The organism is Flavobacterium sp., from assembly GCF_035760125.1.
Taxonomy (GTDB): domain Bacteria; phylum Bacteroidota; class Bacteroidia; order Flavobacteriales; family Flavobacteriaceae; genus Flavobacterium.
In genome coordinates, this window is the sequence record NZ_DASTTN010000016.1 from 1 (window position 1) to 15968 (window position 15968).

16 protein-coding genes are annotated in these 15968 nt (G+C 34.1%); 10 read left to right on the forward strand and 6 right to left on the reverse strand.

Translation table 11 applies throughout. From position 1 onward, the window contains the following. The 4 genes from VFS71_RS00580 to VFS71_RS00595 all read left to right on the forward strand — a co-directional run. The coding region (locus tag VFS71_RS00580; RefSeq protein WP_326398726.1) for a glycosyltransferase at positions 1-1327 on the forward strand (1327 nt) is incomplete at its 5' end. 111 nt (positions 1328-1438) lie between these two features. Further along, positions 1439-2710, forward strand: coding sequence for a YaiO family outer membrane beta-barrel protein (locus VFS71_RS00585; RefSeq protein WP_326398727.1), 1272 nt, complete (start codon positions 1439-1441; stop codon positions 2708-2710). A gap of 541 nt (positions 2711-3251) precedes the next feature. After that, on the forward strand, positions 3252-3674 hold the full coding sequence (locus tag VFS71_RS00590) for a response regulator (RefSeq protein ID WP_326398728.1): 423 nt from the start codon (positions 3252-3254) through the stop codon (positions 3672-3674). A 237-nt stretch (positions 3675-3911) separates the two neighbouring features. Further along, complete coding sequence (locus VFS71_RS00595) at positions 3912-5261, forward strand: DEAD/DEAH box helicase (RefSeq protein WP_326398729.1); 1350 nt, start codon at positions 3912-3914, stop codon at positions 5259-5261. A 93-nt stretch (positions 5262-5354) separates the two neighbouring features. Here VFS71_RS00595 and VFS71_RS00600 read toward each other — a convergent pair whose 3' ends face one another. Further along, positions 5355-6467 carry a lactonase family protein gene (locus VFS71_RS00600; protein WP_326398731.1) on the reverse strand — a complete coding sequence of 371 codons (1113 nt, stop codon included), beginning with the start codon at positions 6465-6467 and terminating at the stop codon, positions 5355-5357. A 179-nt stretch (positions 6468-6646) separates the two neighbouring features. Here VFS71_RS00600 and VFS71_RS00605 point away from each other — a divergent pair, with 179 nt between their 5' ends. Genes VFS71_RS00605 through VFS71_RS00620 form a run of 4 tightly spaced genes read left to right on the forward strand, consistent with a single transcriptional unit; the run spans position 6647 to position 10890 of the window. Next, positions 6647-8575, forward strand: a complete 1929-nt coding sequence (locus VFS71_RS00605) for a BatA and WFA domain-containing protein (protein WP_326398733.1) — start codon at positions 6647-6649, stop codon at positions 8573-8575. A 31-nt stretch (positions 8576-8606) separates the two neighbouring features. Next, entirely contained in the window at positions 8607-9860 is a 1254-nt protein-coding gene (locus tag VFS71_RS00610; RefSeq protein WP_326398734.1) for a dihydroorotase, read from the forward strand. Positions 9861-9869: 9 nt separating this feature from the next. Beyond that, a complete protein-coding gene (locus VFS71_RS00615; RefSeq protein WP_116795682.1) occupies positions 9870-10199 on the forward strand; it encodes a hypothetical protein in 330 nt (109 codons plus the stop codon). A 43-nt stretch (positions 10200-10242) separates the two neighbouring features. After that, positions 10243-10890, forward strand: a complete 648-nt coding sequence (locus VFS71_RS00620) for an alpha/beta hydrolase (protein WP_326398735.1) — start codon at positions 10243-10245, stop codon at positions 10888-10890. A 70-nt stretch (positions 10891-10960) separates the two neighbouring features. On the opposite strand, the gene VFS71_RS00625 is transcribed toward VFS71_RS00620, so the two are convergent. Both VFS71_RS00625 and VFS71_RS00630 read right to left on the reverse strand, forming a co-directional pair. Then, a complete protein-coding gene (locus VFS71_RS00625; RefSeq protein WP_326398736.1) occupies positions 10961-11461 on the reverse strand; it encodes a hypothetical protein in 501 nt (166 codons plus the stop codon). Between the two features lie 12 nt (positions 11462-11473). Then, positions 11474-12238 (reverse strand): MBL fold metallo-hydrolase, encoded by a 765-nt coding sequence (locus VFS71_RS00630; protein ID WP_326398737.1) that lies wholly within the window; start codon positions 12236-12238, stop codon positions 11474-11476. Between the two features lie 99 nt (positions 12239-12337). Between VFS71_RS00630 and VFS71_RS00635 the strand changes: the two genes are divergently transcribed. Beyond that, positions 12338-13798 (forward strand): TonB-dependent receptor, encoded by a 1461-nt coding sequence (locus VFS71_RS00635; protein ID WP_326398738.1) that lies wholly within the window; start codon positions 12338-12340, stop codon positions 13796-13798. Between the two features lie 336 nt (positions 13799-14134). Here VFS71_RS00635 and bcp read toward each other — a convergent pair whose 3' ends face one another. Continuing rightward, positions 14135-14587, reverse strand: a complete 453-nt coding sequence (gene bcp / locus VFS71_RS00640) for a thioredoxin-dependent thiol peroxidase (RefSeq protein ID WP_326398739.1) — start codon at positions 14585-14587, stop codon at positions 14135-14137. 142 nt (positions 14588-14729) lie between these two features. On the opposite strand from bcp, the gene VFS71_RS00645 reads away from it, so the two are divergent. Next, entirely contained in the window at positions 14730-15380 is a 651-nt protein-coding gene (locus VFS71_RS00645; protein WP_326398740.1) for an endonuclease III, read from the forward strand. Between the two features lie 107 nt (positions 15381-15487). Here the strand turns inward: VFS71_RS00645 and VFS71_RS00650 are convergent, their stop codons facing one another. Next, complete coding sequence (locus VFS71_RS00650; protein WP_326398741.1) at positions 15488-15631, reverse strand: hypothetical protein; 144 nt, start codon at positions 15629-15631, stop codon at positions 15488-15490. 52 nt (positions 15632-15683) lie between these two features. Then, the coding region (locus tag VFS71_RS00655; protein WP_326398742.1) for a sigma factor-like helix-turn-helix DNA-binding protein at positions 15684-15968 on the reverse strand (285 nt) is incomplete at its 5' end.

A 15968-nucleotide genomic window follows, 5' to 3' on the forward strand; every position in this document is an offset into this window, starting at 1 on the left:
ACACCTGAACACCAAATATTTAATTCCAAATAATGTTATCATCAAATCCAATTACACACCTGGTGTTTCTGTCGTAGCCCCAGCATTTAATGAAGGAGCAACTGTTGTCAATAATGTTAAATCATTACTTTCCCTTACATATCCAAAATACGAAGTAGTATTGGTAAATGATGGTAGTACGGATGATACTCTTAAAAAATTAATTGATGAATTTGAATTAGTTAAAGTTGATTTCTATTATCAGGAAAAAATTAAAACAAGTCGCATCAGAGGCCATTATAAATCCACCAATCCACTTTATTCAAAACTATTGGTCGTTGACAAAGAAAATGCCAAAAGCAAAGCGGATGCTGCCAATGCTGGTATAAACTCTACTAAATATCCACTGTTTCTATGCACCGATGTGGATTGTATTTTAAAAAATGACACTATCATAAAATTGGCCAAACCTTTTATTGAAGGAAAAAAAAGAGTGATTGCAACAGGAGCGGGCATCCGAATTTCTAATTCTTGCGAAGTAAAAGATGGCTTCTTGGTCAAAATTTATTTCCCAAAAGGATGGTATCCAAGGTTTCAGGAACTAGAATATGTTCGCGCTTTCCTTTTTGGCAGAATGGCATGGAGTCAAATCAATGGCTTGTTATTGGTTTCAGGAGGATTAGGTATGTTTGACAAAGAAATTGCTGTTGCGGCTGGCGGATATTGGCATAAGTCATTAGGGGAAGATATGGAACTTATTACTCGAATGAGAAAGTACATGTATGATAATAAATTACCTTTCTCAATTCAATATATTCCAGAATCTTTATGTTGGACAGAAGTTCCCGCTACAAGGGAAGTCTTGATTCGTCAACGTGTGCGCTGGGCAAGAGGATTGATTCAAACTTTATATTTACATAAGAACATTTTTTTTAATCCAAAATATGGAAAAACCGGATTTGTTATTTTTCCCTATTTCTTTTTCTTTGAGTTTTTGATTCCAATTCTGGAATTAACCGGTATAATTGTATTGACTCTTGGCTTATTTATTTTTGATGTAAATTATATTAATTTCCTCTACCTATCGCTGATGGTATATTTATTTTATCTTATCATAACGTTTATATCGATTCTATTGGACGATGTAATTTATAAAAATTATGCCAATACAAAGGAAATAATAATACTTGTTCTGATGGCAATGATTGAACCATTTTGCTACCACCCTGTAAATGTGTATGCTTCATTAAAAGGATATTATCATTTTTTTAGACAAAAAGAACAAAGTTGGGGAAACATGCAACGACAAGGATTTAATACCTCCCCAAAACAAGATCAGATTACATGACTTAAAATTTCAAAAAAAGCATGAAATTTCCATTAACAAAAAATTTGCACAAGCAAACACCTATATAAAAACGATAACATATATGACCAATAACAACTAACTTTTACATATATGAAACATAAAAACTATACCAAAATCCTCTTTATTCTTTTTCTTGTATTGGGAATGGCGAAGAATAATGTCGTTTGGTCCCAAAAAAAAGATGTTGACAGTCTTTTGAATGTTGCAATAAAAGAAGTTAACAAAGACAAAAACTATCAATCGGCATTAAAGAAAACCCTCTTGGGAATGAAATTAGCTCCAGACTATCTGGATTTTTATTTATTGACGGGCAGAATTTATCAGTTAACAAATGTGAAAGACAGTGCCCGATACTATTACAATTACGTCATCGATAAAAACCCTATTTATGAAGACGCTTTCACCTATCTTATCAATATGGATATCGAAGATAAAGACTATGCAGATGCCGAGATTGTTGTCAATAAAGCCATTGAGGCACACCCTGGGAAAAAAGATTTTCGATACAAAAAACTCGCCATTTATGAATTGCAGGGAGAAAAAGAAAAGAGCGAAGCTTATCTAAAAGAAATGCAAGCAATGTACCCAAAGGATTCTGATTTTAAACTACATTATTTTATTGAGGACACTCGAAATAAATCAGACCGAATTGGAGTCAATTATAACTTCACCACCTTTGACCGTTCGGGTTATGGACCTTGGCATTTTGGAAGCTTGCAATACATTAGGCAACGGGATTGGGGATCGGCCATTGCCAGAGTCAATTATTCCAATCGATACGCAGATGGACAAAGCGTAATCAATGGTATTCAATATGAAGCCGAAAGTTATCTTTTCACTGGCAAAAAAAGCTACTCGTATATTGGAGCAGGTTACAGCTCTGACCCAGTATTTCCTAAATTAAGGCTTGGATATTCCTTTTTCCATAATTTCAACAAAGGATGGGAAGGTGATTTGGGTGTTCGATACATTGATACCGAAAACACCGATTTTGCCACTGCAGTAGTTGGAATTGGAAAATATTTGGGCTCGTATTGGTTCAATCTAAGATCCTATTTTCAATTTGACAACAGAACGATTTATTCCGCTTTTACGCTCACGAGTCGTTATTATTTTAATACCCGATTTGATTACCTGACATTAATAGCAGGTTACGGAACTTCCCCAGATGAACGAACTACAATTGGGCAAATAGAAGAACGTTTATCTCTTGATTCTTTTAGAATTGGAGGTGGTTACTATCGATTGTTTGGTGAGCATTATGTAACTGGTTTACAATTATCTGTGAACAATCAGGAATACGCTCCCGGCTTGAAACAAATAGAAACCGAAATTGCTTTGATGTTCCAATATCAATTTTAAAAAATCGATAGCAATTTAGTTCGACAGTTCATTAAAATTAGTATGGGCGTGCCCCTTCGTCTCGTCCCAAAAGACGAGACTTCGGGTCGCGCTGTACGTTCCCGCTTTTTTTCTTTATTAATTGCCAAGGGTTTAAACCCTTGGCAATTAATAAAGAAAAAGAGCTCCACTACCATCACTCACGCAAGCAACTGCAAACAACAAAATTAGTGCAACCCAAATATTGGCAAAAAGCAAAATGTTTCTGCACTAAATTAACACTTTACAATTCTTCTTATTTTACATACACTTAGTTATTTTCATTGATGCTTCTTCAACCATTTAACGACTCACTCATCCTAACTTAATCATTACTAGACATATAAAATTGGAGACAATTTAAGATTCTTTATCAAAACTTTAAGACGTTTAAAAACGGTAAATAAATATTTGGCATAGTTGTTGTAATTATAGAGCAAATTCATTTCAACAGATTTATTTTACATTTTATAGATTTTTTAAAATCTGTAAACTCATAAGGAAATGATTAAAAGATAAAAACATGAACAATTCAGATTTAAAAATATTAATTGCAGAGGATGATGTATTAATGGTAAAAATCCTTGAGTTCATTCTTAAAAAAGAAGGATACCAAGTAACATCGTGTAAAGATGGTTTGAGCGCTATAGAAAAAATCCCTGTACTTCTACCTGACTTGATTATTACTGATATTATGCTTCCTTTCCGTTCCGGGCTTGAAATAATAGGATATTCCAAAGAAACCTTTGAAAACATTCCAGTCATTGTGGTTTCATCATTGGGAGAAGAAGAAGGAACAGTGATTGAAGCTTTTAATTTGGGAGCTGATGATTTTGTATCTAAGCCTTTTAATCCAAATGAATTATTACTTAGGGTAAAACGTTTATTTGCAAAAAAGAATTATAGCATAAAACCAAAAGAACTTAATGTAACTATTAGTGCCTAAAATAGTATCAAATATAATTTAAGAACATAAAAAGACCTCTATATACTATGTAAAAAATAGTGTATAGAGATTTCGTTTTTTATATTTCAACTGCTTCATAATATACTTTTAACGATTCAATTAATATAAACCATAAAGATATTATGAATCAATCAATTGCCAAATAAAGCCAAAGTTAGCATGACCTTTCTTTCCTTAGTTTCAAAAAACCTATCTTTGCACAAAATTAAAACAATAATGAGCACTTTCGAACAATTCAATCTCCCTAAATCAGTACAAAAAGCGATAACCGATTTAGGTTTTACATCCCCAACTCCTATTCAGGAAAAAACTTTTTCTGTGATAATGTCTGGACGTGATATGATGGGAATTGCACAAACAGGTACTGGTAAAACATTTGCCTATTTATTGCCTTTATTAAAATTATACAAATTTACTCCTGGTCATACTCCAAAAATAGTAATTCTTGTTCCAACCCGAGAACTAGTTGTTCAGGTTGTGGAAGAAGTTGAAAAATTGACCAAATACATGTCGGTTCGAACAATAGGGATTTTTGGTGGTGTAAATATCAATACTCAAAAAACCTTGGTTTATCAAGGATGCGATATACTTGTGGGAACACCTGGAAGAGTTATGGATTTAACATTGGATAATGTGATCCGCTTTGAGGAAATGCAAAAACTGGTAATAGACGAGTTTGACGAAATGTTGAATTTAGGATTCCGTACCCAGTTGACAGCCATTTTGGCGATGATGCCTAAAAAGCGTCAAAACATTCTATTTTCGGCAACAATGACTGAGGATGTAGATACGGTTTTGAATGACTATTTTGACTACCCGGAAGAAGTTACGCTTGCAGCATCAGGAACGCCTTTGGAAAACATAACACAATTTACGTATCAAGTACCTAATTTCAATACTAAAATCAATCTTTTGAAACACTTATTGGAAACCAATGAAGATATGAGTCGCGTATTGGTTTTTGTAAATAACAAAAAGATTTCCGATATGGTTCACGAACGTATAGAAGAAGATTTTGAAGGTCAGTTTGGTGTAATCCACTCCAATAAATCTCAAAATTACCGTTTGAGTACGATGGCTGAATTTCAAGAAGGAAATCTTCGTGGATTGATTACTACCGACATTATGGCGAGAGGTTTGGACATTTCGAATATTACCCATGTAATCAACTTCGAAATGCCAGAATTACCAGAATTATACATGCACCGTATTGGTAGAACAGGTCGCGCAGATGCAACAGGTACAGCCCTTAGTTTTGTAACTCCCCGAGAAGAAGAATCAAAAATTGCCATTGAAATTTTGATGGATATGGAATTGAATTATGAAACTTTTCCTGAAGAAGTTGAAATTTCAGAGAAACTAATAGGCCCTGAAAAAGATAGACAGCCAATTAAGTTTTTGATGAAAAAACAAAAATTGGATGGTGATGGTGCGTTCCACGAAAAAAGTAAAAAAAATAAAAAAGTCAATTTAGGTGGACCTGGTGTAACCAAGAAGAAAACACATGGTTCCGTAAATAGAAACATGTTGAAAACTAGAGATAAAAAAAGAAAAGACAAGAAATAAGTTTTCGGTTTTTAAAAACAAATAGCCCTAGGTTGCACCAAGGGCTATTTGTTTTTTATAAAAAATCTCAGTAACTGAATATCTACTCTTTTTTTACTTTGCAAACACCAAACAAACAGGAGAACACAAATCAAATCTTTTCTTTGTGTCGGTCAGTGTTCCTTTTCTTTTATTTATCTTAAAAATCACAATATCATTAGTATACTGATGTGCTACCAAAAGAAACTTGCCAGTTGGATCAATTGCAAAATTTCTTGGACCTTTACCTAAAGTACTAACTTGACCTTTTAACTGTAGTTTTTTTCCTTTTCCAGAAATTTTAAAAATCGTAATTGTATTGGCGTCTCCTCGGTTCGAAGCATATAAAAACTTCCCATTTGGAGAAACATGAATATCAGCTGAGCTAAAAGTTCCTTTATAATCATTCGCCAAAATGGTAGTTTCGTTGATTTGTGTTAGCTTACCGTCTGAATAACTAAAAGTGGTCAATGAACCATCTAATTCTTGCAATAGATAAACATATTTCCCTTTCTTGCTAAACGTCAAATGTCTTGGCCCGCTTCCCGCTTTTACCGAAACACTGTCTTTTAAGGTTAAAACATCAGAAGTTGCGGTTGGATTATAATTATACACATACACTTTATCAGTTCCCAAATCATTGCTTAAAACATATTTTTTATCCGGTGAAAAATAAACCATGTGAACGTGTGGTTTTTCTTGCCTAGAGGTATTCACACCTTTACCGTAATGCTGAATAACCTGCTTGGCTTCGGTCAAACTACCGTCCTCATTTTTACCAAAAACTGAAATATTTCCACCAGAATAATTAGCAACTATCACATTTTTATCATCATTAATGAGATAACAAGGATCGGCTCCTTTGGAACTTACTTTATTTATTGAGCTAGGTTTCCCGCTTACTGCATCAAATGCAAAAGAACTTACTGTACTTTCTGCTCCATTTTCATTTACTGCATAAATAAATTTTTCATCCTTAGAAAGAGATAAATAACTAGGATTAACAATACTATCTGATGATTTTTTTAATCTTATCTGAGCATTATTAGTATCAAATTCATACACATAAATACCTCTGCTATAACATGGGTTGGTATAGGTACCTACAAGAAGATTGACTTTGTTTTTTTGAGCTAATATTGGGGCTACAGAAGAAATTAATAAAAGAAATAGGTAAACTTTTTTCATATTTTATAGTTTCAGAATAGCTAAAATACTTATTTTCTTTCAGAATTCCCCTATTTCCTTTCTATTTTGAAAAATAATAACAACATCATGAGAAACTGTCAACAAATTTGTATTTTTGACTCACAAAATCTTACGAACTTCATTGTCCTAAAATCCTGTGAAGCAAACAAAAACTTAGAATGCATTTTAAACAACCCGAAATTCTATACTTTCTATTCCTGTTGATTGTTCCAATTTTGGTGCATTTATTTCAATTAAGACGTTTCAAAAAAGAATACTTTACCAATGTTCGATTCTTAAAAGCACTTTCGATACAAACCCGAAAAAGTTCCAAAATCAAAAAATGGTTACTTCTTGCCTGTAGAATGCTTTTACTCACCTGTATTATTCTTGCCTTTGCCCAACCTTTTTTCGAATCCAAAGAAAGTAAAAATGTCAGCAATGAAATGTATATAGTCCTGGATAATTCCTTTAGTATGCAGGCCAAAGGAAAAAAAGGAGAATTATTAAAACGTGCCATTCAAGAACTGTTGGAAGAAACTCCAGAAAATGCTAATTTTTCTCTGTTAACCAATACCGACAATTATTGGAATACCGATATCAAAACCATTCGAAGTGAATTGCAGAACTTGAAATACAGCGCAACTCCTTTTCAATTGGACAATATTATAGCCAAAATAAAAGCACATAAATCGGCTTTCAAGAAAGATATTGTGATCATCACGGATGCGGTGGGGCTAAATCAAAATCAATTAAAAAATATTGACACTGATAATATTCCGTATTTCATTGTTCCAAAAGCAGAGCAAAAAAATAATGTGGCTATCGACAGTGTTTTTATTCGTCAAACGCTTGATGATTTTTACGAATTAAGCATCAATACCACAAATTACAGTGCCGATTTCAAACCTGTTCCTGTGGCTTTATACAATCAAAACAAACTGATTGCCAAAACCATCATTAATTTTAAGAACAAAAAAGAAACCATAAATTTCACTATTCCAAAGCAAGCATTTCATGGCTATGTTTCCATAGAGGACAATGATTTGGCCTACGACAATAAGTTGTTTTTTAGTATTTCAAAAATCAAAAAGACGAATGTCATCAGTATCGGAGCACCCGAAAAAAACAATTTCCTAGCCCGAATTTATACCGATGACGAATTCAATTACAATTCTTTCACGATAAGCACTTTGGATTACAACAGTATCGACAAACAAGATGCTATTGTTTTGAATGAACTGGACGAAATTCCACAAGCCTTGCAAACTACTTTAAAAGCGTTTGTGAACAAAGGCGGAAACCTGATTGTAATTCCATCGGAAACGGCTTCAATACCCAATTTAAATGCGTTATTGAATCAGTTTGGTTCCACTCAATTTCAATCATTGGAATCAAATGAAAAACTCATTACCAAAATCAACTTCAGTCATCCATTATTTGCTGGTGTTTTTGAAAATAAAATCAATAATTTTCAATATCCAAAAACCAAGAAAGATTTCGTTATTTCCAGCACAAGCCCAGCGGTTTTAAATTTTGAGGATCAATCACCGTTTTTAATCGGACTACGAAAAGCCGTTTCGTCGGTTTATGTTTTTTCGGCTCCTTTAAACACTTCGAATTCCAATTTTCAACAATCACCTCTGATAGTTCCTGTTTTTTACAAAATGGCTTTGAGTAAGCTAAATAATAGCATAAATGCCAACACTATTGGAAACAACAACTCCTATATTGTCTCTGTTCTTTTATCCAAAGATGAAATTCTAACCGTAAAAAATTCCGAAGAACAATTTATCCCAGTACAACAACTGCTGAATAATAAAGTGCAATTATTCTTTAATGATTACCCTGAAAAAGCAGGCAATTACACCATATATGATTCTAAAAAACCAATAGAAAATATCAGTTTTAATTACCCAAGAACCGAAAGCAATCTGGATCAAGTCAACGAAAGTATATTATCCGATTATAAAACAAGTGATTCCATTTCAACCATTTTTGATACACTACAAACCAATCGAAGCGACAATCAAATTTGGAAATGGTTTATTATCTTTGCACTACTCTTCCTAGCATTGGAAATGGCAATTATCAAATTTGTGAAATAACAATCCGGTTTCAAAAAATTATAAAAACAACATGAAAGTAATCATCCGAAGCGCAAAAATTATCGATCCGAAAAGTCCTTTTCACAATCAGACTATAGATCTTTTAATTGTAGATGGTTTTATAAAAAAAATAGGGACGGCACTTCCAAATACTGATAATGCCGAAGAACTAAAGCTCGACAATCTTCACCTTTCACAAGGATGGTTTGACAGTAGTGTTTCACTTGGTGAGCCTGGATTTGAAGACAGAGAAACTATTGCTAACGGACTGGATGTTGCTGCAAAAAGCGGTTTTACAGCTATCGCTTTACAACCAAACTCCTTCCCTGTTATAGACAATCAAGCTCAAGTGAATTTCGTAAAAAACAAAGCCAATGGTTTCGCTACACAACTCTTTCCAATTGGAGCATTAACTAAGGAAAGTGAAGGCAAAGACATGGCCGAATTGTATGATATGAAAAATTCTGGGGCAATTGCTTTTGGCGATTACACCAAAAGTTTGGACAATGCCAATTTACTAAAAATAGCCTTGCAATATGTGCAGGATTTTGATGGATTGGTTATCGCTTTTGCACAGGACGACAAAATAAAAGGAAACGGAGTTGCTAATGAAGGAGTTGTTTCCACACGATTGGGATTGAAAGGCATTCCAGACTTAGCTGAAGAATTACAAATTGTCCGAAACCTATTTTTATTGGAATACACAGGAGGCAAAATGCATATTCCAACCGTTTCTTCTGCAAAATCAGTACAATTAATTAAAGATGCCAAAGCAAAAGGACTGAATGTTACTTCTAGTGTAACCGTCCACCATTTAGTGTTAACCGATGAAAAACTGGAAGGTTTTGATACCCGATATAAAGTGACTCCACCGCTAAAAACCGAAAGGGACAGACAAGCATTGATTAATGGAATTCTGGACGGAACTATCGATATAATCACATCCGATCACAATCCAATTGATATTGAACACAAAAAAATGGAGTTTGATATGGCCAAAAATGGAACTATTGGTTTAGAAAGTGCTTTTGGCGCTTTAATGACTGTACTTCCATTAGAAACTATAATTGAAAAATTTACCGCAGGAAAAGCTATTTTCAGCATTCCAAACCACAGCATTAGCGAAGGTGAAATCGCCAATATTACTTTATTCAACCCAGAAGGTACAAGCGTATTCACAAAAGAAAACATACTTTCAAAATCCAAAAATTCAGCATTTCTAGGTACATCTCTAAAAGGGAAAGCTTATGGAATTCTGAACCAAGGAAAATTAATCTTAGGATAACAAAATAGCATGAACAACAATATCGAAGCTGGAAAAACAGCGGCAATTACCAGTTATATTTTAGGAATTGGGGTATTTATAGCCATGTCAATGAATAGTGGTGAAGACAAAAATGAATTTGCTTCCTTCCATATTCGTCAAGGACTGGGGCTTACACTTACCTTTATTTCTTTGGGATTAATTATTAGCAATTTTGACAGTCTAATGATTTCTGCTCCTATGTGGATTTTCGTTTCTGTTTTGTGGACTTATGGTATTTTCAGTGCCATAAAAGGTGAAACAAAACCAGTTCCCTTACTTGGAGAGTTCTTTCAGAAATGGCTTAAAAGTATATCGTAAATTAAATTCTGAATCCCAAAATCAGAATTCCAAAATATAAAAAATGAATCTATCCTTAGAATATAAAATACGAGAACCAAAAGTGATTCTCGACAAAAATCCATTATTACTATTACTTCACGGTTATGGCAGCAACGAAGCCGATTTATTTTCGTTTGCACCAGAATTACCAGACGAGTATTACATTATCTCAGCTCGTGCGCCTTATGACATTCAATACGGAAGTTATGCTTGGTATGCCATCAATTTTGACGCCGATCAAAACAAATTCTCTGATAACGACCAAGCCCGAATTTCTAGAGATGTAATTGCTAAATTTATTGATGAATTGGTTGCCAATTACCCTATTGATGCCAATGATGTTAACCTAATTGGTTTCAGTCAGGGTTCTATTTTGAGTTATTCAGTGGCACTTTCGTATCCAGAAAAAGTGAATAAAGTGGTAGCAATGAGTGGTTACCTTAATTTAGAAATTGTTGCCGAAGATTACTTAAAAAACGACCTAACCAAACTTAAAATATTTGCATCCCACGGAACAGTGGATCAAGTAATTCCTGTAGATTGGGCTAGAAAAACACCTGCAATTTTAGAGAAATTAGGCGTTGCAATAACCTATAAAGAATATCCTGTAGGTCACGGAGTTGCCCCACAAAATTTTTATGATTTCAAGAATTGGCTTATTCAAAATTAAAAATCAGAGGTCAGTTTTTTAGACATCAGACTAACTGAACACTAAAAAACTGACCTCTGAATACTGTCTTTTACTTTTGGTATAAAAAAGACTGATTTACTTCAAAAGAAACACTTTCGTCGTCGTTGATAAAATATTTCAACAATACTTCACCCCAATATTCTCCATCGCTGTAATCAGCAATTATCCAACGGTGATTCAGTACTTTTACTTTATTGATCGAAAACTTAGTGGCTCCCAATTGTACTTGTCCAGTATAAGGATTCCCTTTTGGATTAGCATTCAAATCCAATAACTGTCCCGTCACATAAGGAATTAAGGTCTCAAAATTTCTGATTTTATCCGACTTAGCCGATTCAAAATAATTTTGGGCATTTTCATTTTTTTCCAATGAAAAATAATTCGCATCTGATAGTTTATTGGTAACAGATTGCAAACTATCTTTTAATTTTGTGGTTGTTTTTTTATACTTATCTTGTTCAAAGGTCACCTCTTTACTTAAATACATATAGGTGTAAATATTAAAAACTAAAGACAAAATTAAAGCGTAAAGGAGTAATGATTTTTTCATCAGTAAACAGAATTAAATAGTAATTTCTAAATTATCATAAGCCAAGAAAACATTATCTGGCAGTCTTTTTTGAACGACTTCATGAAAACCGAGCATGTGACTGATATGTGTAAGATATGCTTTTTCGGGTTTCAGCAAAGCTATAAAATCGAGAGCTTCCTGCAAATTAAAATGCGTATTATGAGGTTCCTCCCGCAAAGCATTTACCACCAGAACTTTGAGGCCTCTCAACTTATCTATTTCTGCTTCTTCAATTGTCTTCACATCCGTCAAATAGGCAAAATCATCAACTCTAAACCCAAAAACCTGAAGATTCCCGTGCATTACAGTTATTGGGACTGCCATCTTATTACCTATTGAAAAAGGAACATCGTTAAATATTTCAATGGATTTTACTGAGGGAGATCCTGGATATTTATTTTCAGTTTCAAATATATAATCAAATCGTTTTACAATATTTGCAAGTACCCGTTTATGGGCATAAATTGGAATCTCTCCTTGCTTATAATTAAAGGGGCGAATATCATCCAAACCAGCCGTATGATCGGCATGTTCGTGAGTAAATAAGATCCCGTCTATTTTTCTACAATTGGACGCCAACATTTGTTGCCTAAAATCGGGTCCGCAATCGATAACGTACGAATGGCCTTCCCACGTGATCCAAGCCGAAACTCGGAGCCTTTTATCCTTAAAATCAGTGCTTTTACAAACTTCATGATCACTCCCTATAATTGGAATTCCTTGAGACGTACCTGTACCTAAAAAATATACCTTCAATTGTCTTTCTTTTTTTTACAAAAATAGGATTAATTCTCTTTCTTTAGAAGCCGAATTAGTTAACTTTGTAACATAATCGCCGAATTTAAACAAAAAAAAATGGAAGCCAAAATAAAACTAAAAGGAGACAAAGTTATTGAGCAAATTCCTTCCTTAAAGGATAAAGCACTTCGTATCAATTTGAATGAAAACATATACGGAACTTTTGCTGAAATTGGGGCTGGTCAAGAAACAGTGAGACATTTTTTTAGATCAGGTGGATCATCAGGAACAATCGCAAAAGCAATGTCTGCGTATGATAAAGACTTTAGTGATGCGGTTTATGGAATTGAAGAAGACGGCCGATATGTAACCGAAAGCCGCCTTAAAAAGATGCTTACTTTTGAAGGTGAACTGATTGAAGAGCGACTAAGCCGAACAAAACATCCTAACAAAATGTTTTTTAGTTATGCCAATACAGTTGCCACCATAGATTTTGCAAAACAATTTAAAGGCCATGGTTGGGTTGGAATCCGATACCAATTGGATCCAACCGAAGACTACAACGAAATTATCATCCACATCCGTTTCAAGGAAACCGATTCCAGATTACAACAAGAAACTTTAGGCGTACTGGGAGTAAATCTAATATACGGTGCTTTCTATAAATACAATGACCCTAAAAAATTACTTCGCTACCTATACGATCACTTGGACAAAGACCAACTGGAGATTGATACCATCAATTTCTCAGGCCCCCGTTTTGCTGATGTAGACAATCGATTGATGAGTTTACAATTAGTAAAAAATGGCATGACCGATGCGGTGATGTTCAATCCTGAAGGCATAAACGTATTACCCGCCGCTATACTGTACAAGAAAAACATTCTCGCTTTTAGAGGAAGTTTTCGTCCGGTTACCAAGGTAAATATGGATATGTACAAAGAGTCTCTAAAAATGTTTTTGGAAGAAAACAAAGTTGAGAAAGAAAACACCTTGGTGATTTTTGAAATTACATTGTCAAATTTACGTTCCGATGGTGAAATTGACGAAAGAGACTTTATGGATCGTGCCGAATTACTTTGTTCTTTGGGACAAACCGTAATGATATCCAATTTCCAGGAATACTATAAAGTTGTCGAATATTTTTCTAATTACACCAAAGCCAGAATGGGGCTTGCAATGGGAGTTAACAACTTAGTGGATATATTTGACGAGAAATATTACCGCCATTTGAGTGGAGGTATTCTTGAAGCCTTTGGAAAATTATTCTATCGCGACATGAAAGTATTTTTGTACCCAATGCTAGGCGAAGAAGGAGAAGTCATAACTTCCAAAAACTTAAAAGTTCATCCTAGAATGAAAGAATTATACAAATTCTTTAAATTCAACGGAAAAGTGGTTGACATTGAGGGTTACAATCCTGAAATACTAGAGGTGTTTTCTCGTGAAGTATTGAAAATGATCGGTGCAGGAAAACCAGGTTGGGAAGAAATGTTACCTCCAGGAGTTCCTGAAATCATTAAAGAAAAACGTCTTTTCGGATATCATCCCAATTCACTTTTGGAAGCGAGCAATTAAGATTTCATTATTGAAAAGAGACATAACTTTATTAAAAATCCAAGAAAGACAAATTGTTCTTCTTGGATTTTTTGTTTTGAAAAGGGAGTTTTAAATATCTTTCATCAATATACATCAATCTACTAAAGTTCATTTGGGCGTGCCACCATTAGGAAAAGGGGGCAACTCATAGCATCGCTCATTCGCCCCCTTTCCCTAATGCTGTCGTGCTGTCCGCGTTACAAGGTAACTTACTCCCATCACTCACGCGGTCGTAAGAACTTTAGTTAAAACAACAACTTTTGATATTTATAAGTAATTCTTAAATAATCAAAGGAAGCATTTCAAAAAACAGTCTTATTTCAATATCTGATCAGCGTGAGCTTTCGTTTTCACTTCCGAAATTACTTCGTCAATAATCCCGTTTTCATCAATTACGAAGGTTGTTCTGTGAATTCCGTCATATTCCCTTCCCATAAACTTTTTTGGCCCCCAAACCCCAAAGGCATTGATTACAGACTTATCCTCATCTGCTAATAGCGGAAAAGGAAGCTCGTATTTATCCCTGAACTTGGTTTGTGCTTTTGCACTATCGGCACTTACGCCCAAAAGCTCATAATTATTAGCTTTAAAACGTTCAAAGTTATCTCTTAAATCACAAGCCTCAGTCGTGCAGCCTGGCGTAGAAGCTTTTGGATAAAAGAAAACCACTAACTTTTTACCCGTATAATCAGCCAGTTGATGTAATTTCCCGTCTTGGTCTACTCCTGAAAATTGAGGTGCTTTATCACCTTTTTTTAATGTAGTCATTTTTTTTGAGTTGCTGAGTTACTAAGTCGCTAAGGTACTAAGTTTTGTAAAAAATGACATTCAAATTCAATTCAAAAACTAAATAATGTTATTTTTACATTCAAAAACAGTCTTAAAACTTAGATTCTTAGCAACTCAAAAAATGACCAAACAGGAACGCATAACATTTGTTATAAATACGTTGAATGAACTATACCCTACTATCCCGATTCCTCTAGACCACAAAGACCCTTATACTTTGCTGATTGCGGTTTTACTTTCGGCCCAATGCACAGATGTACGTGTGAATCAAATCACACCATTACTTTTTGCCAAAGCTGATAATCCATATGACATGGTAAAAATGTCGGTGGAAGAAATTAAGGAAATCATTCGCCCTTGCGGTTTATCACCTATGAAGTCGAAAGGAATTCATGGTTTATCACAAATTTTGATTGAGAAACACAATGGGCAAGTACCGCAAAGTTTTGAATATCTGGAAGAACTACCAGCAGTAGGGCATAAAACAGCAAGTGTAGTGATGTCACAGGCTTTTGGAGTACCAGCATTTCCGGTTGATACGCACATTCACAGATTAATGTATCGATGGAATTTGACAAATGGCAAAAATGTAGTTCAAACCGAAAAAGACGCTAAACGCATTTTTCCGGAAGAACTATGGAATGATTTACACCTTCAGATTATTTGGTACGGACGTGAGTATTCACCTGCTAGAGGCTGGGATTTGGAGAAAGATATTATCACTAAAACAATTGGTCGAAAATCAGTTTTAAGTGAATTTACCAAAAAGTAATTTAGCTATAAATAATAAATTTCACTAATCCCATAAAAGAAATTAGTGAAATTTGCTATTCAAGCCAACATTGCGAAACTTGAATTATCTTCTTATCAAGAAGCTTATTAATTGACTATAATTTCAAAAACCTTATCCTCTATTTTCACTATTTTTAATGCTTTAGAGTAATTTAATAATAAAGATACCACTTCTTTATCCGGTTTCATTTTTTTAGAAATTTTCAATGCTTTAGAGTAATTCTTTTCCATATGAAGTATAAATTTTATTTTATATTACAACGGAAGAATTATCTATTTATTGTCAATTTGTCAAAACTATTTGATGTTTATCAATAATTTTTCTCAAATTCATTATCGCATATCTCATTCTACCCAAGGCTGTATTAATACTCACCCCAGTTGTTTCGGAAATTTCCTTAAAACTCATATCTTGATACATGCGCATCATCAGGACTTCTTTTTGATCCAAGGGAAGCTCCTCAACTAATCTACGAATATCAACCTCAACCTGATCAGCAATAATTTGGTTTTCAACCGTAAGGGAATCATCAGACATTATAGAAAAAATAGAAAATTCTTCAGTTTC

What these genes read in the sequence shown, in the direction of transcription:
- VFS71_RS00650 (WP_326398741.1), bottom strand. Translation starts at nt 15,631, where the DNA reads ATGGAAAAGAATTACTCTAAAGCATTGAAAATTTCTAAAAAAATGAAA.
- VFS71_RS00610 (WP_326398734.1), top strand. Translation starts at nt 8,607, where the DNA reads ATGAAAGTAATCATCCGAAGCGCAAAAATTATCGATCCGAAAAGTCCT.
- VFS71_RS00645 (WP_326398740.1), top strand. Translation starts at nt 14,730, where the DNA reads ATGACCAAACAGGAACGCATAACATTTGTTATAAATACGTTGAATGAA.
- VFS71_RS00615 (WP_116795682.1), top strand. Translation starts at nt 9,870, where the DNA reads ATGAACAACAATATCGAAGCTGGAAAAACAGCGGCAATTACCAGTTAT.
- VFS71_RS00595 (WP_326398729.1), top strand. Translation starts at nt 3,912, where the DNA reads ATGAGCACTTTCGAACAATTCAATCTCCCTAAATCAGTACAAAAAGCG.
- VFS71_RS00585 (WP_326398727.1), top strand. Translation starts at nt 1,439, where the DNA reads ATGAAACATAAAAACTATACCAAAATCCTCTTTATTCTTTTTCTTGTA.
- VFS71_RS00625 (WP_326398736.1), bottom strand. Translation starts at nt 11,461, where the DNA reads ATGAAAAAATCATTACTCCTTTACGCTTTAATTTTGTCTTTAGTTTTT.
- VFS71_RS00620 (WP_326398735.1), top strand. Translation starts at nt 10,243, where the DNA reads ATGAATCTATCCTTAGAATATAAAATACGAGAACCAAAAGTGATTCTC.
- VFS71_RS00605 (WP_326398733.1), top strand. Translation starts at nt 6,647, where the DNA reads ATGCATTTTAAACAACCCGAAATTCTATACTTTCTATTCCTGTTGATT.
- VFS71_RS00590 (WP_326398728.1), top strand. Translation starts at nt 3,252, where the DNA reads ATGAACAATTCAGATTTAAAAATATTAATTGCAGAGGATGATGTATTA.
- bcp (WP_326398739.1), bottom strand. Translation starts at nt 14,587, where the DNA reads ATGACTACATTAAAAAAAGGTGATAAAGCACCTCAATTTTCAGGAGTA.
- VFS71_RS00635 (WP_326398738.1), top strand. Translation starts at nt 12,338, where the DNA reads ATGGAAGCCAAAATAAAACTAAAAGGAGACAAAGTTATTGAGCAAATT.
- VFS71_RS00600 (WP_326398731.1), bottom strand. Translation starts at nt 6,467, where the DNA reads ATGAAAAAAGTTTACCTATTTCTTTTATTAATTTCTTCTGTAGCCCCA.